Raw genomic sequence first — 24,526 nt, forward strand, 5'->3', positions numbered from 1 at the left:
CCTCTATCCTATTGCATGATGCGCTGCACCGAGTAGATGTCCTTGACGCGCTTGATCTTGTCCACGACGGACTGCAGATGCTCGATGTTGCGGATCAGAATGGTCATATGGATGATGACCATCTTGTTCTTGCCCGTGCGTCCGGTAACCGCGGATATATTCGTCTTGCTCTCCGCTACGGCTTGCAGCACCTCGTTGAGCAGGCCGCGATGGTCGTAGCCGGTAATCTCGATATCGACGCTGTAGTTCGACTCCGTCGACTCTTCCCATTCGACCTCGATGACGCGCTCCGCGTCGTCCTCCTGGCCTTCGACAGGAAGATTCGGACAATCCTGCCGGTGAACGGACACTCCGCGTCCGCGTGTAATATAGCCCACGATTTCATCGCCGGGAACCGGATTGCAGCAGCGGGCGAAGCGGACGAGCAGGTTGTCGATGCCTTTGACGGTCACGCCGCCGGTCGCCGCCTTCTTGCGGGTCCCCGGAGACTTCACCTCGGTCGGCTCGTTCGTAAGCTCGATCAGCTGCGCGGCTTCGGCTTCCCGCCGCATCTTCTCGGTCAGCTTGGTGCAGATCTGCGCGGCGGTGATGCCGCCGAAGCCGATCGCAGACATCATGTCCTCGACATCATGGAAGCTGAACTTGGACGCGGCCTCCATAAGCTTGTCCTCGGCCATCCAGGCGGATGGCTCAAGGCCTAGCCGCTTCAGCTCGCGCTCCAGCATATCGCGGCCTTTGATGACGTTCTCCTCGCGCCGCTCTTTTTTGAACCAGGCTTTGATCTTCGTCCGGGCATGCGAGGATTTCGCGATCTTGATCCAGTCCTGGCTCGGGCCGTAGGAATGCTTCGAGGTCAGAATCTCCACGATGTCGCCGGTCTTGAGCTTATAATCAAGCGGCACGATCCGGCTGTTCACCTTGGCCCCGATCGTCCGGTTGCCGACCTCCGTATGGATCCGGTAGGCAAAATCAAGCGGAACAGAACCGGCCGGCAGTTCGATCACTTCGCCTTTTGGCGTGAACACGAACACCAGGTCCGAGAAGAAGTCCATCTTGAGCGACTCCATGAACTCGGAGGCGTCCTCGGCGTCGTTCTGCAGTTCCAGGATTTCGCGGAACCATCCCATCTTGTCCTCGATATTGCCGCTCGGTCCCGCCGAGCCTTCCTTGTAGGCCCAGTGGGCCGCGACGCCGTACTCGCTCGTGCGGTGCATCTCCCAGGTACGGATCTGGACCTCGGTCGGCTCGCCGTTCGGTCCCACGACGGTCGTATGCAAGGACTGGTACATGTTGGCCTTGGGCATCGCGACATAGTCCTTGAAACGTCCGGGCATCGGCTTCCACAGCGTATGGATGATGCCGAGCGTCGCATAGCAGTCCTTGATGTTGTCCACGATGATGCGGATCGCCATCAGATCATAGATTTCGTTGAACTGCTTGTTGCGCATCGTCATCTTGCGGTAAATGCTGTAAATATGCTTGGGGCGCCCAGAAATATCGCCGTCGATGCCCATTTCCTCCAGCTTTTCCGTAATCCGTCCGATGACGACAGCGATGTACTGCTCCCGCTCCGCACGCTTTTTCTTCATCAGATTGGCGATCCGGTAATATTGCTGCGGATTGAGATAGCGCAGGGCGATATCCTCCATCTCCCACTTGATCGCGGAGATGCCGAGCCTGTGGGCGATCGGACAGAAAATCTCCAGCGTCTCGTAGGCGATGCGGCGCTGCGCTTCCTCCGACTGGAATTTCAGCGTGCGCATATTATGAAGCCGGTCCGCTAGCTTGATGAGAATGACGCGGATGTCCTGAGCCATCGCCACGAACATCTTGCGGTAGTTCTCGTTCTGTTGTTCTTCCTTGGACCGGAATTTGATCTTTTCCAGCTTGGTGAGGCCGTCGACAAGCATGGCGCAGGTATCACCGAATATCGCTCGGACCTGTTCCACCTCGACGGTCGTATCCTCCACAACGTCATGCAGCAGCGCCGCTATGATGGAAGTCACGTCCATCTCCATATTGACCAGGATTTCCGCCACGGCCACCGGATGGAGAATATAGGGCTCTCCCGATTTGCGCACCTGCCCGTGATGGGCTTGATCGGCAAATTCATAGGCCTCCCGGATCCTGTTCAGATCCTGGTCCCTCATATAAGTCGACGCCTTAGCGAGTAATTGCTCTATGCCCATGAAACGTCCCTTTCCATCCAAATGTCATCGTTCGACTTTTACCGTGTCCCAGTACCTATGAAAATAAGTTTAACTCCTATTATGCCCCTACAATACGGGCGGCGTCAACTGAACTTGAAGCGATAAGGCCATCCCTCTACCCGCGGCCTGGAGAGCCGTCATAAACATTGGTTCAAATTCCTTATTCTGCTATTAAAGGGGTCGAAAACTGTCTATATCGATAAAAAAAGACGGCCGTTTGCCGGCCGCCATTATTTCCTGAGAAATAATTAATAATGAAGCGTTTAGTATTTTATCAGAGAGAAGACGTCCAGGCCGCCAAGCTTGGCGCGTCCGTTCAAATAGCCGAGCTCGATCAGGAACGAAGCTCCTACGACCTCGCCGCCAAGCTGCTCGATCAGGTTGATCGTCGTCGCGATCGTGCCGCCGGTAGCGAGCAGATCGTCGGCGATGAGCACGCGCTGTCCCGGCTTGATGGCATCCTTGTGGACGGCGAGCGTGTCTTTGCCGTATTCAAGATCATAGCCGGCCTCGACGGTCTCTCCCGGAAGCTTGCCGCTTTTGCGGATCGGCACGAAGCCGACTCCAAGAGCGATCGCTAGCGGAGCTCCGACGACGAAGCCGCGCGCCTCCGGACCGGCGATCAGGTCGATCTCTTTGCCGTGGGCCGCTTTTTTGAGCTCATCGATCGCCGCACGGTAGACTTCGCCGTTGTTCAGCAGCGTCGTGATGTCCTTGAAGCGGATGCCAGGCTGAGGAAAATCTTCGATAACGCGGATATATTCTTTGAAATTCATGATTGTCGAGCTCCTTTTATTCCCTATGCGGGTAGTTCGGTATGATGGCTTGATGCCGGCAAGCCGGCTATCCAGGATTTGATGTCTTCTGTTGCCGAGAAAAGCTTGGACATGATCTTCTCTTCTTCCAGCGCCTCCAGGTAAAGCGCGGATTCCGAGAGGTCCCTGCGGGCAGGGGCTTCGGCGGCCGTCCAGCCCTCGTCGCGCCGTTCGATGAAGCCCAGCTGATGAAACACTTCCAATGCCAGAGAGGCTCTCTCCGGCGGGCAGCCCGCAGCCTCGGCCAGCCTCCGTCCCGCCTGCCCGGCAGGCAGCGGAGACAGCTTGCGGATCCAGGCGTACAGCCTGCCCATGCCCGCGCGCTCCAGCCAGTCCGCGGAGCCTTTCGGATCAGCCGGGTAGAGCAGATGCAGCGCCTCAAGCCCATTGCTGAGCCGAAGAGCTTTCTCCAGCCTGGCGCAGGATGACGGACTTCCATAAAGGATGACTTCCTGGCAGGAGAAGCCTCCCTCCGGAACTTCTTCGGGAAGGCAATGGATCCATCCGGAATTGCCGCTTCCTTCGCTGCCGGATGCGATCTCGCGAGCGCTGGCCGAATGGAGCCTTTCCCTCGTCACGATGACGGCCGTTCTCTTTTCCTGCCGGAGCCTCTCGATGATCGAAGCAAGGCGGCCGCCAGGATCCCTTGTCCCTCTGAAGTCGTACACCCTCGGCTCTCTGACCCTCAGATCGCGGATCATCAGCTGCGGCTTGCGCTTCCCGTTCCATTCGTTCACCGTCAGCTCCCCGACGATGTCCGCCCTCAAGGAAGCGGCAAGCGGATCAGCGAATTCTCCCATGCCGAATCCGATCGCATCCAGCTTCGCCGGGGTGAGGCCGCTGCTTAGAGCGAGCTTGAGATGCGTCTTCTCCTTGCCGAGCAGGCGGACATCGCCGATGCCCGCGACGCTGATCAGCAGCTTCGGCACCGGATTGCCGCTGCCGTAAGGCTCAAGCAGCGCCAGCTCGCCGGCGGTCTCGATCGACGCCTCCTCGATGGGACAGACCAGATCGATGTCGCAGACCGGAATGTAATCCTCCGGACGCAGCTGAAGCTCCGCTTGCGCGCAAAGGGCTTTTTCCAGCTCGTCCAGCCTGGTGCGATGAAGCGTCATGCCCGCAGCGGCCGCATGGCCGCCGTAATGCTCCATCAGTTCCTTGCAGGAGCTCAGCGCCTCGAACAGATCATAACCCGGAATCGACCTTGCCGATCCTTTGCACATTCCCGATTGCTCGTCAAGGCCGAGCAGCACGGTCGGACGGTAATGCTTCTCCAGCAGCTTGGAAGCCACGATGCCGACAACGCCGGGATTCCAGCCCGCTCCGGCGAGCACGATCACTCCGGGATGGGGAGCGCCTTGCTCGTCGGCCCGGCGGCAGCGTTCCTGCCACATGGCTTCGGCTTCCTTCGCGATATCGGCGACAACCTCGCGGCGCTCGATATTGAGCTCGTCCAGGCTCGAGGCGATTTCCTCGGCTTCCTCCCGATCATCCGTAACAAGAAGGACGACGGCCGGAGCCGCATGATCAAGCCGGCCGGCGGCGTTGACTCTCGGACCCATCTGGAAGCCGATATCCGATGCCGTGACCGCCTCCGTCTTGATGCCGCCCGCTTCGGCCAAAGCCGCGAATCCGGGGCGAGGCGAAGTTCGGATGACATGAAGGCCGGATCGAACGATAATGCGGTTCTCATCGGCCAGTGGCATCAAGTCCGCAATCGTTCCCAGAGCGGCAATATCGCTCCATTCCAGGGGAATGCGGCCAAGCAGGCACTGGGCGAGCTTGAATGCGACTCCGGCGCCGCACAGTCCCTTGAACGGATAAGCGCAGCCGGGCTGCTTGGGATTCACGATGGCATCGGCAGCGGGAAGAACGTCGGGAGGTTCATGATGATCCGTGACGACGACCGACAAGCCCAGCTTGCGGGCATGCGCGATCGGCTCGACGGCGCTGATTCCGTTGTCGACCGTGACGATAAGCGTGAATCCTTCTTCCGCAGCCTTGTCCACGGCCGGGATGTTCATGCCATATCCTTCCCTGGTGCGATGCGGAATATAATAGTCATGGCGAATGCCCAGCTCGCGCAGCAGAAGGATCATCAATGCGGTGGAAGAAACCCCGTCCGCGTCATAATCCCCGTACACAAGCACTTTCTCCCCGTCTGCCGCGGCCTTCCGGATGCGGGCGACCGCTTCCTCCATTCCCTTGAGCAGATAGGGATCGTGCATCGACTCGATTCCCGCTCCCATGAAGTCATGAGCCGTTTCCGGCGACATGCACCCTCTTTGCACGAGCAGTCTCGCCGCCAGCGGATTCAGGCCAAGAGCAGCCTGAATCGATTGCGCAGCCTGGTTTTCCTCTTCATTCAGCTTTCTTATGTTCCAGCGGGTTTTGGACCCGATCACGTTGTTCCCGCCTCCATCCTTGCATTTCGGTATAAGCTTGCGTCCCTATCTGCCGCTTGCCGTCACCGGCTGATTCCCAAACGCGATCCAAGCAGAGAAACGCTGCCCTCTGCGGCTGCGGGCCGTTCCGGAAGATCCGGATCAGCCCGCAGCAGGCGGCGGCAGCGTTATGCCCAAGACGGGCCAGCCGGCTCTTACTGAAGCAGCGTCGGCATATGCTCCTGATTGGGGTCATGATTGGATTTGTACGGGTAGCCGGGATTATAAGGCTCTACGCAGATTTTAACGTCATGGATATGCATGAACCGCTTGAGGACAAGCTGCTTGACCCGCCGCCCGATATCCGCTCCTTCGAGCACGGAAATCCGGGGATTGACGCTGATGACGATCTCGGCGGATATCCTGCCCCCGCTCATATGCGGCTGGACTGCTTCCACCGTCACGACGCCGTCGACTCTCTGGATGATCTCCGTCATGTCCTCGGCCAGACCGGAATGGTCTGCGGGAGCTGTCTCCTTCTTTTTGCCGGTTCCAAGAAACAGAAGATAGCCCTTGTAGACGATGAAAGCCCCGATGAGGACCGATGCGGCAGGATCCAGATAAGTCATCCAGATCAATCCGCTCTCGCCTCCGGCCCAAGCGCCTGCAGCTCCGGCGGCCGCCGTCAGCGAGACTGCCCATTCCCATCCGGGAATGGGACCTCTTACGAACAGAAGGCGCAAGGCAAGGCAGATCGGAATGACGAAGGCAGCCGGAAGCTGCGGATAGCCGTCAAGCGGCTCCATCATGCGGTTGAGAGCGAGCACGGCCATCTGCAGGCCGATGACGATGAGAAAAATGGAGAACACATAAACGAATGTATGCTCCCTGCCCAAGTGCTGCGCGTTGTCCCCGCTGCGGCGGCTGTCCTTCTTGCCGGATACTTGCGCCGCATAGGAGGAGCATGCGTCCGAAGCGGAGCGGAAAGCATCCGACAGCAGAACGGAGCTGCCGAAAAGGGAGCCGGTCGTTCCCTTGATGACGGCGAGCCCGATATGGACCCCGGTCTCCCTCCACCGGCCGGCCGCAGCTAGGCCGGATTGCGGTTGCTTGTCGGCCATGGCTTCAGCCTCCCGTTATGAAGCTGCCGGATTGCCTGCGGAAGCCGGCTTCGACTTGGAATTCTTCTTCATGAGCAGCCACAACGGACTCGCGATGAAGATCGAGGAGTACGCTCCGCTTAACAAGCCTACAAGCATCGCCAGCGAGAACAGGCGGATCGACTCGCTCCCGAAAATGAACAGCGCCAAGGCGGCGAACAGAACGGTAAGCGCCGTGTTGATGGAGCGCGTCATCGTCTGCCAGACGCTGTCGTTGACGACCTTGATGTAGTCCTTGAACGTCTTGATCTTCGCGAAGCGCAAATTCTCGCGGATCCGGTCGAAGATGACGATCGTATCGTTGATGGAATAGCCGATGATCGTCAGGATCGCGACGATGAACGGAAGGTTGACCTCCAGACGGAAGATCGAGAAGACGCTGATGACGATGAAGGCATCGTGGACGAGAGCCACGACGGCCGCAAGGCCGAAGCGCCATTCAAAGCGGATGGCGACATAAATGATGATGCCGATGCAAGCCAGCAGCATCGCCTTGAGCGCGTTCCACTGCAGCTCGCGGGCGATCTCGACATCGACCGTGTTGACCTCGACCGAAGAGCCGGGATCGAACTTCGCTTTAAGATCCGACTTGAGCTGCTCTTCCTTGCTCTGGCTGAGCACTTCGTCGAATCGGATCGTCATCCGGTTGTCGCCGAAGGTCGGGGCGTTGTGCTTGCCGAATTCTCCGGCTTGGAGATAGGATTCGATCTCCTGGCGCTGGGCGGACAAGTCCTTGGTCGACTTGACGTCCACGCTGGAGCCCGACTTGAAATCGACGCCGTAGTTCAGTCCCAGAGCCGCGAGCGCCACGATGCCGGCGATCGTGATGACGATCGAGAAGATGTAGAAATACTTGCTGTAATGGACAAAATCGATCCGGGATTCCTTAGAGCGCACGGATTTCACTCTCCTTCACGCCGTAATAGCCCGGCTTGTTGAATTTGCCGCTTTTGATCATCAGCCAGAGCAGGTAGCGGGAAACGACTACGTTGGAGATCAGGCTGATGATGATGCTCAGAAGCAGCGTGATGGCGAATCCTTTGACGGATCCGACACCGATGAAGAACAGCACGCCGGCGGCGATGATCGTCGTGACGTGGGAGTCGATGATCGTGCGCAGGGAAGTTTTGGAGCCGGCGCGGAAAGCGCTCAGCAGGCTCTTGCCGGAACGAATCTCTTCCTTGATCCGCTCCGCCGTCAGGATGTTGGCGTCGACGGCGATGCCGATGCCGAGAATGAAGGCCGCGATGCCGGGAAGCGTAAGCGTCGCGTTGAGCGCGATATGCGCCGCAAGCAGCAGCCAGGTATAGATGATCAGGGATACGCTGGCCGCAATGCCCGGCACCCGGTAGAAAACGAGCATGAAGAGCACGATGAAGACTGTGCCGACCAGGCCGGCGAAAATCGTGTCGTCGAGCGACTGCTTGCCGAGCGAGGCGCCGACGGACTGCGTGTATTTCACTTCGAGCTTCAGCGGCAGGGCGCCGAGGTTGATCGTGTCGCGGATATTCATTGCTTCTTCACGAGTGTAGTTGCCGGAAATCTCGGCGTCGCTGCTGTTGATCTCGGATGACACATTCGGAGCGGAAAGCTGGTTCTCGTCCAGATAAATGGCGAGTTGGTTGTTGCCGGTCACGGCCAGCTTGGCTACCTCGGAAGTCACCTTGGCGAACTGGGCGGCATCCTTGAGCTTGATGTTGATCTTGTATTGGCCGAAATCGCCTTGCTGGATCGACGCTCCGCCTTCCTTGAAGTCGCTGCCTGTCAGTTCCACCTTGCAGTAGCCGGCGTCCTTGGCGCAGCCGATGGCGCTGCGGAAGGTCAGGTTCGCAGGCTTGACGAGGTCTTCGCGCAGCTTGGCTTCCTTGGCTTCGTCCATGCCCGCGATGCGGATGCGGATGCGGTCCGTGCCTTCCGTCGTGACTTCAGGCTCGGACACGCCGTCTTTGTTGACGCGCTTCTCGAGGCTTTTTGCCGTCTCCGTCAACGATTCGCGCGTCACTTTGCTGCCTTCGTTCAAAGGCTTGGCCTGGTAGAGGATTTCGAATCCGCCCTTGAGGTCCAGACCTAACCGGGTCTTATCCAAGAGGGCGGGGCTTGTCCAACCAATGACGCCGAAACTGACGACGACAATGATCAGGAATGCTAGCATCCGTTTCATAATTCCTGATGTTCCTCCTTAAGTTCACAATCGTTTCTATTATAACGATGCGGGAAATTTGAGTCAAAAAAAAGAAACCCTTGTCAAAATCAGGTTTCTTTCCACGCGCTCATCGTCAGATGGTTCATGAGCTGGGTCGCCTTAAGGGACAAGATGTCATTCACGAGCTTGTGCAGCAGCGGCTCACCCGACTTGATATACCGGGCTTGAACGCACTCCCATACATCGGTCCCCGTCACCTGCTCGTAGCCGATCCAGCGGAGCTCCTCCGCCTTGCTCTCGCACAGGGCGAAGATTTCCTCGCTCATTTCCTTTTCCGTCATGCGGCCACTCGCCTCCCCTGTTGACTATCCGCCTCAAGCCGTCGAACTGATTCCATTCGACGCAGAGGCCCGCATTCCTGCCTCGTTCCGGCTTCTTCCCAAAAAACATAGACATGCCGGGTGCCGGATGCCGCATAAACATGCTGTACGGACGTGCCCGCCCCCCTTGCCGGGCCGGCACAATGAACACCGTTAGGGAAGAGGAAGGAACCTATGACGAAGCCGAACAAACAAACCAGTCAAACCTTTATCAAGGGAGCCATGATCCTGCTTGCGGCGGGCGTCATCAACCGGATTCTCGGTTTCGTCCCCCGCATCGCCCTTCCTCGAGTCATCGGAGCCGAAGGGGTCGGCATCTACCAGCTCAGCTACCCGTTCCTGGGCGTGCTGCTGACTCTCATTACAGGCGGCATCCCGCTGGCCGTAGCCAAATGGATCGCGGAGGCCGACTCCAAGGGGGAGGGCCACCGCGTCAAGCAGATTTTCCGCACCGCCATGCTGCTGACGATCGTCCTTGCCCTTGCGATGACGGCTCTGATGCTGCTCGGCGCCGAATGGATCACGACCCGCGTCCTGACCGACAGCCGCGTGTACCGGCCGTTCGTAATGATGGCGCCGATGCTGCTCATCATCGGGGTATCGTCCGTATACAGAGGTTATTTCCAAGGCAAGCAGAACATGATCCCGACCGCCCAGTCCCAGGTGGTGGAGACGGTGCTGCGGATCGCCGGGCAATTGCTGCTGGCTTTCCTTCTGCTCCCTTACGGACTCGAATGGGCAGCCGCTGGCGCGATGATGGGAACCGTCATCGGCGAGATCGCAGGCCTGCTGATCTTGTTCTGGCATGCAGCGAAAGACAAGGGCAATTCCGCTGCGGCTGTCCCCGCCACCCCTGCCGGCGCTCCGCCCCTTTCCCAAAACACCAAGCACGAAGAGCGCGTTCCCGTGCTGAAAAGGCTGCTGCGCCTTTCCATACCGGTCACGGGCAGCCGGCTGGTCGGTTCCCTGTCCTACCTGCTGGAATCGATCCTTACCGCCCGCAGCCTCGCCGCCGCGGGCATCGCAACCGGTGCCGCCACCGCGCAATACGGCGCCCTGCAAGGGATGATCATTCCGCTGCTTCTGCTGCCGACGGCTCTTACCTACTCCCTGTCGGTGTCTCTGATTCCATCCCTGTCGGCAGCAGCGGCCAGAGGAGATATGGCCTCGATCCATAAGCGTCTCCATCAGTCTCTCCGCCTGGCTCTCGTCAGCGGAGCTCCCTTTGTCGTCGTCATGGGCCTGCTCGCGGAGCCGCTGTGCCGGCTGATGTACAATCACGGGGAAATCGCCCCGCTGCTTGCCCTGCTCGCTCCCGCCGGAATCTTCATCTACTTGCAAGGGCCGCTTCAGGCCGCCCTGCAGGCGCTGGACAAACCAGGAACCGCACTGTTCAATACGACCGTCGGCGCCTGCGTGAAGCTGTATCTCATCGTCGAGCTCGCGTCTCGTCCCGAGCTCGGAATCTATGGCGCTGTGATCGCAATCGTCGTCAACATCATCCTCGTCACCGCCTTGCACGGCATCAGCATCATACGCTGCGCCGGATACCGCATGAAGCTTCCAGACTTCATCAAGGTCGGAAGCGCCATGATCATCATGGGAGCCTCCTGCAGATGGCTGATGAGCAGAGGTCCGCTGCCAGCCGAATGGCTCAATCTGATCATTTCGTGCTCAGCCGGCGCTGCGGTCTATTTATTCCTGATGGGAGCCATGGGAATTATCGACAGGCACGACTTGTCCCGCATACCGGGCATCCGGCGCTGGTTCGGCTGAAGGGCGGCAGGAATGGAGACAAAGCGAACAGGCAGCTGCGTCAACTCAGCTGCCCGTTTTTATTTGTTTCGGCGGTTCTCATCGACGAACAGCTCGCCTTTGTGGTCGATCGTGCAGAAGAACACCTGATTCCACTCCGTGAGCCCTTTCTTGCGAAGCTGCTGCTTCAGCCAGAGACGGTTTTTCTCCAGCTTCTCCAGATTATGATCCATTACTCTGCCATCCATAATGAGTGGAACCGGCAGCGTTTCGAACCGATAAGCAGAAGGAAACGTAATCGCGCTTGACGATGAATCCTGCTGCTCATTGTTCTTTTCTTGCTTTCCTTGTTTTTGTCCTCCGCCGGATGAGCTTCCCTGCCCGCTTTGTTGGTTCTTCTGACCCTGTTGGCTCTGCTGGCCTTGTTGTCCTTGCTGGCTCTGGCCGGAAGACTGGGACTGTTTTTCCTTCGGGATGACGGACAGCTTGCCGCTCGTCTCGAGAATCGCGAATTCCACGTCCGCCACCCTCGCCACCTGGTTTTCCCTCAGCTGAAGCATGAGATCGTCCAGATTGTAGCGCTGTTTCTTCATTTCCTTCTGATTGAGCTTGCCATCCGCGATAATAACGCTGGGCTTGCCGTCGAACAGCAGCCGGAGCTTGCGGTTTTTCATGCCGATATAAGCGATCAGCACCTGGATGATCATCAGCACGGCCATCGGAACGATGCCCTCGATAAGCGGTTTTTTCGTATCCTCGATGACAAGGACCGCGATTTCGGCGATCATGAACGAGATGACGAGGTCGAACACGCTCAATTTGCCGATTTCACGCTTTCCCATCAATCTCATGATCAGGAACACGACAAAATAAATAAGGACGGTCCGCAGCAGCAGCGACCCATATTCCATGCTTTCGCCCCCTTGGCCCAATCATAAGCGTCAGATGGTATTGTCGCCCCCCCTGTCCACAGCCATGCACAGCAAGGCGCAATGAAATGTTGGCAATAAAGGCGAAACGAGGATTTGTCCTTCCAGGCGGCAGGGCTGTACTAATTCCGGCGGCTTGACCATATGGTGAACTGAATACCAAACCATCACTGGAGGGTGATTGCCGCATGAATCCGATTAAAAATGTGCAAAAAGTGCGTTTCGGCTCCCCCATGCTAGGAGGGCTGGCTTACTCCGGCTTATGGCTCGCTCTGGGAGCCTTGCTTCTGTCGCTCATGCTGTACGCGGGAAATCTCAGCGAGGATTCGCTTCCCGCCTGGGCGCTTGGCATTCACGGCACCGCGTCCTTATGCGGAGGCTTCACATCCGGCAAGCGCAGCGGCGCCAAAGGCTGGTACCATGGCGGCCTGCTTGGCCTCGTCTACGGCCTTCTGGTGCTCGTTATCGGCTTTCTGGCAGCCGATGCAGGCATGTCGTCCAAAACCGGCATCCTTTTCCTCATCGTCGCTCTGGCAGGCGCATTCGGTGGCATGATCGGCGTCAATCTGCGGAAATGACCCCCTGTGTAAACTTGTCTCGGGTATGCTATACTTGTTCTCGGTAATTGAACTGGTAATCATCTGGAACAGTCATCTTCCGGTGTATCAGGGGCAAGCTTAGGGGGAACCATAGTGGCAATCTTGACATCGATGAATCAAATTACGCTGTACACGGTGCTGACGTCCGCCGTATTGATCAGTTTCGGAACCGGCCGCAATCCGCTGCGCGCCGCAGGCGTCTTTGCTCGCAATCTAGCCGTCAATCCCAGATACTTGCTGCTGTTCGGCTCGCTGCTGGCCATCCTCTTCATGAACAAGCTCGAGCTGATCATCGAAAGCAAGATGAAGCAACAGACCGACTTCACGCCATTCGTCCAGCGGCTCGAAGGCGGCTTCGTGGAAGGATTCCAGCAGCTGTTCCATGCCGCATGGCTGACGCCGGTGCTGGCCTTTTTCTACGTTGTCGTCTTCCAGTCGCTGCTGGTCGCCTCGCTCGGCGTCTATATGTACCGCGACAAAACCGGACGGCAGTTCTCCGCGACCTGCTACGCGATCATGCTCAATTACCTGATAGCGATCCCGTTTTACCTGTTCATGCCCGTCAAGGAAGTTTGGGCCTTCAATCCAAACGTTCATTTCTATATGCTGGAGGCATTTCCCGCTTTCGAAACGGTGTACCGCGGCTTGTCCGGCCTGGACAACTGTTTCCCGAGCCTTCATACTTCCATTTCCGTGACGCTTGCCTTGCTGGGAGCCCGTTCCGGCATCAAGCGCTGGGCTTGGCTGACCGGCGTGACGGCAGCAATCATTATTTTCACCATCTTCTATATGGGCATTCATTGGCTGACCGACATGCTCGGAGGCCTCTGCCTGGCGACCTTCGCCGTGTACATGGGCTACAAGCTGGCGGATTTGAAATCGCTGGCCAAACCGGTCCCGTCCGTACATCCTTCGCGCTGACCCCCTTTCCGGCGTTGAATCCAGCTTCCTGCAAAGCGCAAAAAAGGAGCCCTCGCGGCTCCTTTTTTGCACTTACGGCTGATTCAGCAGCTTTTGTGCGTGCCGGCCCCAATGAGGCCGCGTTCCGTCATCCAGGAATTCGTATCGTTCCGACAGCTCCCATGAGCTTGGATGCCTTCCTGCCAAGCTTCCCTTCTCGGGGTCGGCCGCCAGACAGGCCAATGCCCTGCCTACATAGAGCGGGGTTTCCGACTGAAGAAATTTCGGATCCTTCTCGCCGGCGTCTCTCCAGTTCGCTTCCGTCACGCCGAAAGGCGCCAGCATCTCCTCCGAACGCAAAATACCAGGAGTCAACGAAACCGCGCATATTCCATAAGGCTTGAATTCCTCGGCCAGTCCTGCCGCCATATGGATTCCCCAAATCTTGGACAAGCTATAGGGCAGATTGCCCCGATACTTGTAATCAACGCCGTCGGTTATTTCCGCGAGGAGGCCCGATTCGCTGCGGAGCAGCAGCCGCATCGCGAGATGTTCCGTAATATAATGGGTGTCGTGCACTCCGTGCTGCATGGCCAGCCCATCCTTCAGCGGAGATGCCCAGAGAGGCTTGCTCCAATGAGTCAGCCTTTCACCTCCCCAAAAATCGTTCATGAGGATATCCAGTCGTCCATGGGCCATTTCGGCATCGGGTATGCCAGCTGGCCGCGGCAGCCCTAAAGAAGCATCGAAACGCATAAAAAACCCTTCGGAGAGCAGCTCTCCGAAGGGTTTTTGGAACGTCGGGCTGCTGCTTAGAGCGTGCCTTCAGGATCCACTTTGTCGCTTTTGACTTCAAGCTTTTCTTCCGTCTTGGCTTCGACAGGAGCCGGAGCGCTGTTCAGGACGGATGCGATGGCGCTGCGTTCGAACGTCACTCGCGTCGTATCGTTGACCCGCAGAACGACCGTGTCGTCCGTCAGCTCCACGATCGTGCCGTGCATGCCGCCGATGGTGGCGATTTTGTCGCCTTTCTTGAGCGAGCCGAGCAGGGCGTTGCGCTGCTTTTGCTTCTTCTGCTGAGGACGGATCAGAAGGAAGTAGAAGACGACGAACATGAGGCCGAACATGAGCAGCATGGACATGCCGCCACCGCCGGCACTACCGGAAGCCAGATACATATGTGTATACCCCTTTCAATATCGGAACGAGATTCTGGTTAAAACCCTTTGTCGTTGTCATGCAGGCCGTATTGGGTGAAGAATTCGTCCCGGAAATCAAGCAGCCTGTCCTCCATGATCGCCTGGCGCACACCGCGCATCATCTCCAGCAGGAAATGCAGGTTATGGTAGGTCGTCAGCCTGATGCCGAACGTCTCGTCGGCCTTGATGAGATGCCGCAGATAAGCGCGGGAATAATTGCGGCAGGTGTAGCAGCCGCACTCCGGATCAAGCGGTCCGAGATCCTCCGCGTACTTGGCGTTGCGGATGTTCACCCGCCCGCCGCTCGTCATCGTCGTGCCGTTGCGGGCAATGCGGGTCGGAAGCACGCAGTCGAACATGTCGACTCCGCGGATCGCGCCTTCGAGAAGCGCGTCGGGAGATCCGACGCCCATCAAATAACGCGGCTTGCCTGTCGGCAGGAGCGGAATGGTCTCCTCCAGCACCTCATACATGAGATGCTTCGGTTCCCCGACGCTCAAACCACCAATAGCATACCCCGGGAAATCCATGGAAGTCAAATCAGCCGCGCTCTGCTTGCGCAGATCGGCATGCATGCCTCCCTGGATGATAGCGAACAGCCCTTGGTCCTGCGGACGGGCATGGGCTTTGAGGCAGCGCTCCGCCCAGCGGGACGTCCTCTCCAGCGAGTTTTTGATGTACTCGTATTCGGCCGGATACGGAGGGCACTCGTCGAATGCCATCATGATGTCGGAGCCGAGCGAGTTCTGGATCTCCATCGCCTTCTCCGGCGACAGGAACAAGCGGTCGCCGTTCAGATGGGAGCGGAATTCGACGCCTTCCTCGGTGATCTTGCGCATATTGCTCAGCGAGAACACCTGGAAGCCTCCGCTGTCCGTCAGAATCGGGCGGTCCCAATTCATGAACTTATGCAGGCCGCCGGCATTGCGGATCAGATCGTGGCCAGGACGGAGCCACAGGTGATAGGTGTTGCTGAGAATGATATGGGCGTCCATCTCCTTCAGCTCTTCCGGGCTCATCGTCTTGACGGTAGCCTGGGTGCCGACGGGCATGAACGCCGGCGTCTCAATGACGCCGTGAGGGGTATGGACGCGGCCGAGCCGCGCCCCGGATTGCTTGCATACTTTGATCAGTTCGTAAGTTACAGCCACAGTTCACTCTTCCATTCCTAGTAGATAAACATCGCGTCGCCGAAGCTGAAAAACCGGTACTTCTCGTTGACTGCCTCTGCATAGGCGCGCAGGACATGCTCGCGCCCGGCAAGCGCGCTCACCAGCATGACCAGCGTCGACTTGGGCAGATGGAAATTCGTCAGCAGGGCATCGACAGCCCGGAACTCATAACCGGGATAAATGAAAATATCCGTCCAGCCGCTGCAAGCCTGAAGCCCGTCCGGATACCGCTGCGCCGCTGTCTCCAGCGTGCGGGCCGACGTGGTGCCGACGGCCACGATCCGGCCGCCGCGTTCCTTGGCGGCGCGGATCATCGCGGCGGATTCCTCGCTGAGCTCGTAATACTCGGAGTGCATCACATGCTCCTCGATCGTGTCCGTGGACATCGGCCGGAACGTGCCGAGACCGACATGAAGCGTCAGCGGAGCGATCCCGACCCCCATCTCCCGCAGCTCCTGGAGGAACTGCTTCGTGAAATGAAGCCCCGCAGTCGGAGCGGCTGCGGATCCCGCTTGGCGGGAATAGACGGTCTGATACCGCTCACGGTCGTCCAGGCGCTCCTTGATATACGGCGGCAGCGGCATCTCGCCCAGTCTGTCCAGCAGCTCCTGAAATATTCCGCTGTATTTGAAGCGGACGATGCGTCCGCCCATATCGCCTTCGCTTTCCACGACCGCGCGCAGCAGCGGCTCGCCGCCTTCGCCGGCGCCGAAAGCGATGACCGTGCCGGCCTTCAGCTTCTTGGCCGGCTTCGCCAGCGTCTCCCAGGCATCGCCTTCCAGCTGGCGGAGCAGCAGCAGCTCCGCCTTCGCTCCGGTATCCTCCTTGACGCCGAGCAGGCGGGCGGGAAGCACGCGGCTATCGTTGATGACCAGCGTGTCTCCCTCGCGCAAATACTGCTTGAGATCCGTGAACCGATGATGGGCGATCTCTCCCGAGCGCTTGTCCAGAGTAAGCAGGCGCGAGGAGGTCCGGTCCGTCAAAGGGGTCTGGGCGATCAGTTCGTCCGGCAGGTGAAAATCATAATCTTCTACGTTCATGGCTTCAGCTTCCGTCCTTAGCGAGTTCAATCTCTTTGTAGTAGTATTTCAGAATGCGTTGGTAATCATACCCGGAATCAGCCAGGCTCTTGGCGCCGTATTGCGACATTCCGAGGCCGTGCCCGTTGCCGGTGCCCCGGATGAGCCACGTCTGCGACGCGGAGACGGGCCGGATGGCGCCGGAGGCGCTCATGACCGTCAGACCCGCTCCGTCCGAGGGCGATGCTTTGGCTCCGCCGGCTCCGAGCACTTGGACAGCCGCTCCCGTTTCCTTGACCGCCGAGGCGCCGCCGGCGCCGAGAAGCGACACCTGCCCGGCCGGCTCGATGGCGAACCTCGTGCTCGGCAAGCTGCCCATCACGGTCCGCAGGGAGTCCGGATACTTGACCGGAACGGCTCTGCCGTTCACGTTCACCTGCATGACCCGTCCGGATGGTCCGCGCGAGGCGACCTCCAGCGACTGGATCGGTCCGGATACGGCCGAGGTCGTCTTGCCCTTCATGGAATCCAGCAGCTGGGCCGAGGTGAACGGGCCGCGCATCCAGTTGAATTCATTGGACTGCGCGACCGTCTCTAGCACCGTCACCTTCGCCCCGGCGTCCAGCTTGTCCACCGGACTCACGCCGTCCTGGATTAGTGGCAGCGGCCTCACATTGGTAGCGGCGGACTTGATGCGCGCGATGACAGCCCCGGCAGCGTTCTTCTCTCCGGTCAGATCAGCCGTGTCGGACCGGATGAAACCGGTGCCGCCGCTCGGAGCCATGACCCGGTACCATTTATAAAGGCCGTTCTCGGAAGAATCGTCCGGGCTTTGGACTGGAGCCAGATACGGCACCTGGCTTCCCCATACTTCGGATGGATCCGCTGTATAACCTCCGGCGCTGGACGAGAATACCGCCTCAACAGGCTTGCCCCCGCTGAGCATGACCAGCCCCTTCGTATCGTCGACCGCCTTGATGGTAGCGGCCTTCTCGGAGGCGACGCCGTTGTACGCCTGGCTGAGCGTCGTGTCGACGACCTGGGCGATGCCGAAGCCGGTCCCCTGATAGACGGCGTAGGAGCGGGCGGCCACGGCTTGCGCCTTGAGCGCCTCGATCGGCCAGGAGCCGGGCATTTCCCCGCCGACGACGGAATACAGATACTGCTCGAACGGAAGTTCGTTGATGACGGCAAGAGCGTTGTTGTAGCTGCTTAACTCGAACTGGCCTCTGTATGTACGGGCGTAGCGCTCGGCAAGTTTCACTCCTTGGGTCGAGGACGGCTGCACGACAGCCTTCGTGCCCGCCGGGAAGGTCAGCAGCATGCTCGATGCCCCTTCCTTCTGGCTGACGGACAAATCGCTCCGCTGCAGCAGATAATCGCCCGCCGCAGCCTGCTTCAGCCCGGCCGCCTCCGCGATTCCGGCCAGCTTGAGCTTCACGGCTTCCAGCGAAGCGCTGTCCGCCGCCGCTCCCACCATGACGGAATAACGGGCTCCGGAATCCGATGGGCGCAAGGCAAGGAAAGTATCCGTTCCGGAAGCGCTGAACGAAGCCATCGCGAGCCGCGCCTCCTGCTCGGTCGCATACGCGGCCGTCTCCAGGTGAAGCGGGCCGCGCACGGAGGCGCCGCCGCCGAATGCCTTCACCGTCGCGTTGGCGTTCCATTTGGCAAGAGCGGTCCCAGCCGCAGCTGCAGAAGAGTAGGAGCCTTCCGACACTTGGTAGGAAGTGCTTCCTCCGCGGTCTACCGCCTCCAGCACGGCGTTTCCTCCGGCTGTCTGCACGGCTTTGAATACGGCAAGCGCGGCCGCGAAGGAGCTGTTCTCTCCCAGAAGGACGGAGTGGTTCTCTACGGCCACCCTGGCAGTCGTGCCGCCGACAACGGCAATCAGCGGCTTGGGAGCGCCCCCCTGGCTGACTCCGACGGCGAGCCCGCCGTCGGAGCTGAATGTCGCCGCAGGAATCGAGAGCGTATATTTGTTCGGCACGGTGATGAATAAGCCGACGCGGATCGTGTCCATGATCTCGATCCCGTCCGCTTCCGCCTTGGGAGGCAAGTAGAGGCAGCCGCCCAGAACGGCGGCTGCCAGCAGTCCTTTGGGGAGAATTCGGGCTATCGGTCTGTCCATGGTTCTCTCCTTCCGTGTGCTCCGCAAGCTCTCGGCGATGGGCCGGCGCGCAGGCGGGCACCTTACAGGGTTTTGTCGGTCATGTCTCCAGGGGGAACTCGGCATTCGTCCGGGGAACAGGCTTCATCCGCCTTGCCGAACCAGTCATAGCGGCGCTCGGCGATATAGCGGTAGATCCAATCTCCAAGGCGGCTCATGCCCGGCAGCCGGTACAGCCATCCTGCCGGCCCGAAGCCTGGAACCGTGCGCAGGATGCGCACGACGGCGTCGCTGCCCGCATACAAGCGCCCTGCGCCGTCAACGACATGCATCCTGTCCCTCAGCGCTTCCTCGCCGACGTCCAGAACCCGCTCGGCGGCCCGGCCCTGGAGCCGGTCCAGATTCTGCAGCGGCACAAACGTCAGCTCCGCCCTCGAACCCAGGCGGCCCAGCCTGTCGACCGAGGCGAGGCAGAGGTTGCATTGGCCGTCGTAGATGACGGTCAATGCGCTGTCTTCAGCGGCGCCGGACCGTTGCTCCTTCATCGGCGGATCCTCCCATTGGCCATGCGGGCATGTATGCCGCAGCCTTTATTCCGGAACGGGCAAGCCCAGATGGCGATAGGCAAGCGGAGTGACGATGCGGCCCCGCGGGGTGCGCTGCAGGAAGCCGATCTGCATGAGATACGGCTCGTACACATCCTCGATCGTCTGGCTTTCCTCGCCGATCGTCGCTGCGATCGTATCGAGGCCGACAGGACCGCCGCGGTAGTTGGCGATCATCGCCTGCAGCATCTTGTGGTCGATCCGGTCGAGTCCGAGCGGATCGACGGCGATCAGCGACAGCGCCTGCTTGGCGAGCTCGTCGGTAATGATGCCGTTTCCGCGCACCTGCGCGAAATCGCGAACCCGCTTGAGCAGCCGGTTGGCGATCCGCGGCGTCCCCCGCGAGCGGAGGGCGATCTCGGATGCCGCATCGCCGACCATGCCGACTTCCAGAATCTCGGCGGAGCGGGAAATGATGAACGCCAGCTCGTCCGTCCCATAAAACTCCAGCCTGCTGACGACTCCGAAGCGGTCGCGCAGAGGGGCGCTGAGCAGCCCGGCGCGGGTCGTGGCTCCGATCAGCGTGAACGGGGGCAGGTCAAGCCGCACGGAGCGCGCGCTCGGACCTTTGCCGATCATGATGTCCAGGCAGAAATCCTCCATCGCCGGGTACAGCACTTCCTCCACGGAGCGGTTCAAGCGGTGGATCTCGTCGATGAACAGCACGTCGCCCTCCTGAAGGTTCGTGAGCAGGGCGGCCAGATCTCCCGGCCGCTCGATCGCCGGGCCGGAAGTCGTACGCAGGTTGACGCCGAGCTCGTTGGCGATGATGTTCGAGAGAGTCGTCTTGCCGAGTCCCGGCGGGCCGTACAGCAGCACATGGTCGAGAGCTTCCTTGCGTAGCTTCGCCGCCTCGATGAATACCTTGAGGTTGTCCTTCACCTGGGACTGGCCGATGTATTCGGACAGATACCTCGGACGGAGGCTGTATTCGACTGCCTGGTCTTCCATCATCAGATTGGCGGAAATGATGCGATCGTCTTCCATGCAAAACCTCCCTTTCCGCTATCCCTTGAACAGCTGCTGCAGCGCCCGCTTCATGAGCGCGTCCACGGTCTCTCCGGGCTGCTGCGAGCCGCCCATGCCCGCCCAGGCGCGATCCAGCTCCGACGCCGTGTAACCGAGGGCTCCAAGGGCTTCCCTCGCTTCGCCCCAGCTGTCCTCGCCTGCGGCGGCGACTGCCGCCCCGCCCGCGGCCTCCGCTTCCCATGCGAGCTCGATGGAAGCCGAGGTGATCTGCAGCTTGTCCTTGAGATCAAGGATCATCCGCTGGGCCGTCTTCTTGCCGATGCCGGGGAGCCTGATGAGGAAGCTCAAGTCCTCGCGATGGATGGCCGAGATGACCGCCTCCGGGCGGCCCCCGGCCAGAATCCCGACCGCGACCCTAGGCCCGATGCCGGACACCTCGAGCAGCTTGCGGAACAGAGCCTGCTCTTCCCTCGTCTGGAATCCGAACAGCTGCGCCGCGTCCTCGCGCACATGGTGGTGGCAGTAAACGGTGACAGGCTCCTCCCCGCGGGCGAACGCGTAAGGGTTGGGCGTATAAACCTGGTAGCCGACATCCCGAACGTCGACGACGATATAATCCGTATCCACATAGGCCACACGGCCTTTTACAAAATCGATCATCTGCGGCGCACCTCGTTTATCTTGGACATCATGCCGGAAGCATGGGCATGGCAGACGGCAACCGCAAGCGCATCGGCGACGTCGTCGGGCTTGGGCACCTTGGCCAGCTTGAGGAACATCCGCACCATCTCCTGCACTTGGCGCTTCTCGGCCTTGCCATATCCGACGACGGCCTGCTTGACCTGCATCGGCGTGTATTCCGATATGGGAAGCCCCCGCTGGGCGGCGGCAAGAATGATGACGCCCCGGGCTTCGCCGACCGTGAAGGCCGTCGTCACGTTGCGGTTGAAGAACAGCTTCTCGACAGCAACGGAGTCCGGCTTGTATTTGTCCATCAGAGCCGAAGCAGACTCGTAGACTTGCTTGAGCCGCACCTCGTGAGGCGTGCCGGCTTCCGTCTCGATGGAGCCGTATTGGACCGGCGTAAGCTTCATGCCGTCCTTGTCGATGAACCCGAATCCCGCGATGGCGATGCCGGGGTCGATCCCTAAAATCCGCATCGCGCACTCTCCTTGTATGAAAGCTGTACAATAAAATCTATCTCTATGTAGAGAAAAACAGACTCTATCTATTATAACAGGAAGTGGATGACATGAGAACAAGCGTTTCAGACCGCAGCCGAAAAGCAAAAAAAACGCCTTTTCGCAAAGGCGCTCGGAGAATGGGCATGCCGACTGGAAGCATGCCTTGTTATCGGCGGAAGCTCAGCATCCCGATGACCGAACGGAATCAGTAGGCGCGCTTCATCGCTCCTCTGGATCCCTCCAGGGCAAAATCGTTGTACGTCGACAAGACGCTGTTGAACTCGTCCCTGTCCTGGACGCGGATGCCGCTCAGCAGCTTGTCCCGTTCCTGCTTGGGCAGCGTGCTTTCCATGTACTGCAGATCGAGCTGAAAGAACGTCTTCATGACTTTCTCATCGCTCGGAGGACCTTCGAACAACGTCAGGCTTCCCCCGTCATCCACCCCGAAAGTCGCGCTTTGCTTGCAGGCCTCGGACAGATCGTCGATTCGCTCGGTCACGACTACGCCGCCTTTTTCATCGAATCCGGCTTCCCAGCCGGGGTGGCTGCCGAGCAGCTTCAGCACGGAAGGCGGATCCATGACGCCGAGCGGACGGATTTCCTCTCCGCATAGATAGACCCTTTTCATCGTGACCGCGGCAGATGCGCTTCCCTCCAGAAAGGAAGAGATTCCCTCTTGAGGAAAGTCCGGCCCGCTCCGATCGGCCGCCTCGGCTCCGGCAGAGCCCAGCAGAAGCGCTGCAGGCAGCAGAAGCGCGCAAGCCAGGCCAAGCGGCGAACGGCTGCGCCTGCGCCTCAAATATTTCCGTTTCAGATGGTTCCAGATGCTGATTGACAACATGGTCATCCATAGCCCCTTCTTGGCATTTTAAGCTAGTCTGCCTTCCGGCTGGATGAATTATGCAAGCATAAGAAGAACCGGGCTGCGAGTTCAGCCCGGTTCGGCTCTATGGCCATTCCCCATCCTCGGCCCCGTCAGCGGTTGATCCAGGGCTTGCTGCCCTTGGAGGCGCGGGGAGCCGGCCGGGAAGCGCTGCGTACAACCGCTTTTTTGGGCTGCTTGCGCGCGGCCGCCGTGCCCGTTTTCGCCGGCTTGGCGTCAGCCTTAGATTTGGCCTCCGGCTTGGCGTCAGCCTTAGATTTGGCCTCCGGCTTGGTGTCAGCCTTAGATTCGGCCTCCGGCTTGCCTGCCTGATCAGCCCCCTGCGCCTCCTCCTCCTCCCTGTCTCCGCAGCAGGAAGCCTGGACCGCTACCGGCGCAGCTTCCTTCAGCGGCGCTCCTCCATACTCCGGATTCACGCCGTAGCCCTGCACGGCGGCCGTCTGCGGCCAGTCTCCCGGAGAGGCGGGATACCCTTGAGCTTCCGCGCCCCAGCCTTGGTATCCAGGCCACTGGGCAGGACTGGCGGCGCCGGCGCTTGCTCCCGCAGCATTCCACGTGCCGCCGCCGTCGTAACTGTATTGACCGGGAGCAGCGGCTTCTGCGGCCGGCATGATGCCTTGAGGATAACCTCCCCCGCCATAAACATGCGCCCCGTTGTTCTGAGCGCCATACCCTTGATGGCCGTATCCGCCATACCCCTGCGCTTCTGCTGCATAGCCCGGATGGCCGTATCCGCCATACCCCTGCGCTTCTGCTGCATAGCCCGGATGGCCGTATCCGCCATACCCCTGCGCTTCTGCTGCATAGCCCGGATGGCCGTATCCGCCATACCCCTGCACTTCTGCTGCATATCCCGGATGGCCGTATCCGCCATACCCCTGCGCTTCTCCTGCATAGCCCGGATGGCTGTATCCGCCATGTCCGTAGGCGCCGTATCCGTGCGGGTAAAAATCCTGCAAGCCTGCTGCGGCAGCTCCATAGCCGCCATAACCTGCGCTTCCCGCCTGGGGACCATAGCCGTCTCCCGGCATCTGCGCGGCTCCCTGCACCATGCCTCCCGGGTACCCATAGCCTTGCTGTTGCCCCGCGATTCCATAACCGGCCGGATAGCCGGCCATCCACGGGGAGGCGGCTGCATACGGCTGTTCGACTGAAGCTCCAGCTGCCGGACCGGATGCCGCCGGCCAGGCGTTGTGCACGCCGTAGCCATCCATCTGGCCTCCTAATCCAGGAAGCTCCTGTCCATATCCCGCGCCATGATCGCCCTGCGAGTAGGCGTCCCCGTAACCGGAGCCCTTGACGCCGTAAGACCCGGCACCAGGCTTCGTGTACCCGCTTCCGTAGGATGGGGCCGGGGCATATTCGGGCATTTTGGGAAGCTCAAACAGCGGAGCGACCGCTTCGACGGCCGGAAGCTTCTCCTGGGCGAAAGGGTGGATCGCCTTCTCCGTATAATGGGATTGATAAGGCTTCGCGCATGCCTTCTCCTCCACCGGAAGAGCCGGCGGTACAGGAGGTGCGGGCGGCGGCACAGGAACCGGCTCGGGCGGCTTCACCGCCGTCGGCGGCTTCACAGCCGTTGGAGGCTTCACCGCCGTAGGTGGCTTCTCCTCGATGGGCGCCGTGTTCTTTTTGCCGTCGACGATCGGTCCCGTGAACGCTTTTCCTCCCGTGTGGCCGTGATGCTCGGCCTTATGCTCGGGGGATAATGCCGTCGATTCCTTTTGCTTTGGAATGTTGACCGTATCCCCGACATTCAGCGCATCCGGGTTCGTCAGCTGCGAGTTGGCCTTGATGAGCTCGTTCAGGGGCACTCCCCAAGCCTTCGACAGCTTCCAGAGCGTATCCCCCGCTTGCACCGTGTACTTGTGGATCAAGCCGCCGCTCCAATGCTTTTCCTCTTCCGAAGGAACCTTGATTTTGGCGCCGATCTGCAAGTTCTTGTCATCGGTCACGGATGGGTTGAGCTTCTTCAGCTCCTCCACCGTCACCCCGTATTTCTGGCCGATGAGGTAGAATGATTCTCCCTCTTTGACAATATGGATTTTCACTAGCCGACTCCCTCCTCTTCGCATGCTGTGCGCAGCGGCAGGACTGCAGCCTATCTGCC

The 24,526-nt window shown here is 59.8% G+C and carries 22 protein-coding genes; 3 read left to right on the top strand and 19 right to left on the bottom strand.

Going from position 1 to position 24,526, the window contains the following annotated elements; genetic code table 11:
- Window positions 1–8 precede the first annotated feature (8 nt).
- The 7 genes from AC06G8_RS16045 to AC06G8_RS16075 all read right to left on the bottom strand — a co-directional run bounded on the left by AC06G8_RS16045 (window position 9) and on the right by AC06G8_RS16075 (window position 9,053).
- Window positions 9–2,189: a RelA/SpoT family protein gene (locus AC06G8_RS16045; RefSeq protein ID WP_447664434.1), complete on the bottom strand. Its 2,181-nt coding sequence runs from the start codon at window positions 2,187–2,189 to the stop codon at window positions 9–11.
- Between the two features lie 284 nt (window positions 2,190–2,473).
- Window positions 2,474–2,986, bottom strand: coding sequence for an adenine phosphoribosyltransferase (locus AC06G8_RS16050; RefSeq protein WP_447664435.1), 513 nt, complete (start codon window positions 2,984–2,986; stop codon window positions 2,474–2,476).
- A gap of 23 nt (window positions 2,987–3,009) precedes the next feature.
- A complete protein-coding gene (recJ, locus tag AC06G8_RS16055; RefSeq protein WP_480283307.1) occupies window positions 3,010–5,430 on the bottom strand; it encodes a single-stranded-DNA-specific exonuclease RecJ in 2,421 nt (806 codons plus the stop codon).
- 194 nt (window positions 5,431–5,624) lie between these two features.
- The gene (locus AC06G8_RS16060) at window positions 5,625–6,530 is read right to left on the bottom strand and encodes a cation diffusion facilitator family transporter (RefSeq protein WP_447664437.1); all 906 of its coding nucleotides are present in this window, start codon (window positions 6,528–6,530) and stop codon (window positions 5,625–5,627) included.
- 15 nt (window positions 6,531–6,545) lie between these two features.
- Window positions 6,546–7,466 carry a protein translocase subunit SecF gene (secF, locus tag AC06G8_RS16065; protein WP_447664438.1) on the bottom strand — a complete coding sequence of 307 codons (921 nt, stop codon included), beginning with the start codon at window positions 7,464–7,466 and terminating at the stop codon, window positions 6,546–6,548.
- The gene (secD, locus tag AC06G8_RS16070) at window positions 7,456–8,730 is read right to left on the bottom strand and encodes a protein translocase subunit SecD (protein ID WP_447664439.1); all 1,275 of its coding nucleotides are present in this window, start codon (window positions 8,728–8,730) and stop codon (window positions 7,456–7,458) included. Before secD ends, secF begins: the two co-directional genes overlap by 11 nt.
- An 89-nt stretch (window positions 8,731–8,819) precedes the next feature.
- Window positions 8,820–9,053 (bottom strand): post-transcriptional regulator, encoded by a 234-nt coding sequence (locus tag AC06G8_RS16075; protein ID WP_447664440.1) that lies wholly within the window; start codon window positions 9,051–9,053, stop codon window positions 8,820–8,822.
- 213 nt (window positions 9,054–9,266) lie between these two features.
- On the opposite strand from AC06G8_RS16075, the gene spoVB reads away from it, so the two are divergent.
- Window positions 9,267–10,868: a stage V sporulation protein B gene (spoVB, locus tag AC06G8_RS16080; RefSeq protein ID WP_480283308.1), complete on the top strand. Its 1,602-nt coding sequence runs from the start codon at window positions 9,267–9,269 to the stop codon at window positions 10,866–10,868.
- A 59-nt stretch (window positions 10,869–10,927) separates the two neighbouring features.
- Here the strand turns inward: spoVB and AC06G8_RS16085 are convergent, their stop codons facing one another.
- Window positions 10,928–11,758 carry a DUF421 domain-containing protein gene (locus AC06G8_RS16085; RefSeq protein ID WP_480283309.1) on the bottom strand — a complete coding sequence of 277 codons (831 nt, stop codon included), beginning with the start codon at window positions 11,756–11,758 and terminating at the stop codon, window positions 10,928–10,930.
- A gap of 206 nt (window positions 11,759–11,964) precedes the next feature.
- Here AC06G8_RS16085 and AC06G8_RS16090 point away from each other — a divergent pair, with 206 nt between their 5' ends.
- Together AC06G8_RS16090 and AC06G8_RS16095 are read left to right on the top strand one after the other, a co-directional pair.
- Window positions 11,965–12,354, top strand: coding sequence for a TIGR04086 family membrane protein (locus AC06G8_RS16090; protein ID WP_447664443.1), 390 nt, complete (start codon window positions 11,965–11,967; stop codon window positions 12,352–12,354).
- 114 nt (window positions 12,355–12,468) lie between these two features.
- Window positions 12,469–13,296: a phosphatase PAP2 family protein gene (locus tag AC06G8_RS16095; RefSeq protein ID WP_447664444.1), complete on the top strand. Its 828-nt coding sequence runs from the start codon at window positions 12,469–12,471 to the stop codon at window positions 13,294–13,296.
- Window positions 13,297–13,368: 72 nt separating this feature from the next.
- On the opposite strand, the gene AC06G8_RS16100 is transcribed toward AC06G8_RS16095, so the two are convergent.
- The 11 genes from AC06G8_RS16100 to AC06G8_RS16150 form a co-directional block, all read right to left on the bottom strand.
- On the bottom strand, window positions 13,369–13,866 hold the full coding sequence (locus AC06G8_RS16100; RefSeq protein ID WP_480283310.1) for an SDR family oxidoreductase: 498 nt from the start codon (window positions 13,864–13,866) through the stop codon (window positions 13,369–13,371).
- A 221-nt stretch (window positions 13,867–14,087) separates the two neighbouring features.
- A complete protein-coding gene (gene yajC / locus AC06G8_RS16105; RefSeq protein ID WP_076354334.1) occupies window positions 14,088–14,453 on the bottom strand; it encodes a preprotein translocase subunit YajC in 366 nt (121 codons plus the stop codon).
- A 38-nt stretch (window positions 14,454–14,491) separates the two neighbouring features.
- The gene (gene tgt / locus AC06G8_RS16110) at window positions 14,492–15,625 is read right to left on the bottom strand and encodes a tRNA guanosine(34) transglycosylase Tgt (protein ID WP_447664446.1); all 1,134 of its coding nucleotides are present in this window, start codon (window positions 15,623–15,625) and stop codon (window positions 14,492–14,494) included.
- A 17-nt stretch (window positions 15,626–15,642) separates the two neighbouring features.
- Window positions 15,643–16,686, bottom strand: a complete 1,044-nt coding sequence (gene queA, locus AC06G8_RS16115) for a tRNA preQ1(34) S-adenosylmethionine ribosyltransferase-isomerase QueA (protein ID WP_447664447.1) — start codon at window positions 16,684–16,686, stop codon at window positions 15,643–15,645.
- Window positions 16,687–16,690: 4 nt separating this feature from the next.
- Window positions 16,691–18,796, bottom strand: coding sequence for a SpoIID/LytB domain-containing protein (locus tag AC06G8_RS16120; protein ID WP_480283311.1), 2,106 nt, complete (start codon window positions 18,794–18,796; stop codon window positions 16,691–16,693).
- A 62-nt stretch (window positions 18,797–18,858) separates the two neighbouring features.
- Entirely contained in the window at window positions 18,859–19,320 is a 462-nt protein-coding gene (locus AC06G8_RS16125) for a thiol-disulfide oxidoreductase DCC family protein (protein WP_447664449.1), read from the bottom strand.
- Between the two features lie 45 nt (window positions 19,321–19,365).
- On the bottom strand, window positions 19,366–20,367 hold the full coding sequence (gene ruvB / locus AC06G8_RS16130; protein WP_076354327.1) for a Holliday junction branch migration DNA helicase RuvB: 1,002 nt from the start codon (window positions 20,365–20,367) through the stop codon (window positions 19,366–19,368).
- 18 nt (window positions 20,368–20,385) lie between these two features.
- Complete coding sequence (gene ruvA, locus AC06G8_RS16135) at window positions 20,386–21,009, bottom strand: Holliday junction branch migration protein RuvA (protein ID WP_447664450.1); 624 nt, start codon at window positions 21,007–21,009, stop codon at window positions 20,386–20,388.
- On the bottom strand, window positions 21,006–21,509 hold the full coding sequence (gene ruvC, locus AC06G8_RS16140; RefSeq protein WP_076354323.1) for a crossover junction endodeoxyribonuclease RuvC: 504 nt from the start codon (window positions 21,507–21,509) through the stop codon (window positions 21,006–21,008). The genes ruvA and ruvC overlap by 4 nt, the downstream gene beginning before the upstream one ends.
- Window positions 21,510–21,738: 229 nt before the next feature.
- Window positions 21,739–22,380, bottom strand: coding sequence for a BofC C-terminal domain-containing protein (locus AC06G8_RS16145; protein WP_447664451.1), 642 nt, complete (start codon window positions 22,378–22,380; stop codon window positions 21,739–21,741).
- Window positions 22,381–22,508: 128 nt separating this feature from the next.
- Window positions 22,509–24,467 carry a LysM peptidoglycan-binding domain-containing protein gene (locus AC06G8_RS16150; protein ID WP_480283312.1) on the bottom strand — a complete coding sequence of 653 codons (1,959 nt, stop codon included), beginning with the start codon at window positions 24,465–24,467 and terminating at the stop codon, window positions 22,509–22,511.
- Between the last annotated feature and the right edge of the window lie 59 nt (window positions 24,468–24,526).

Source organism: Paenibacillus sp. SJS-P3 (assembly GCF_056711585.1).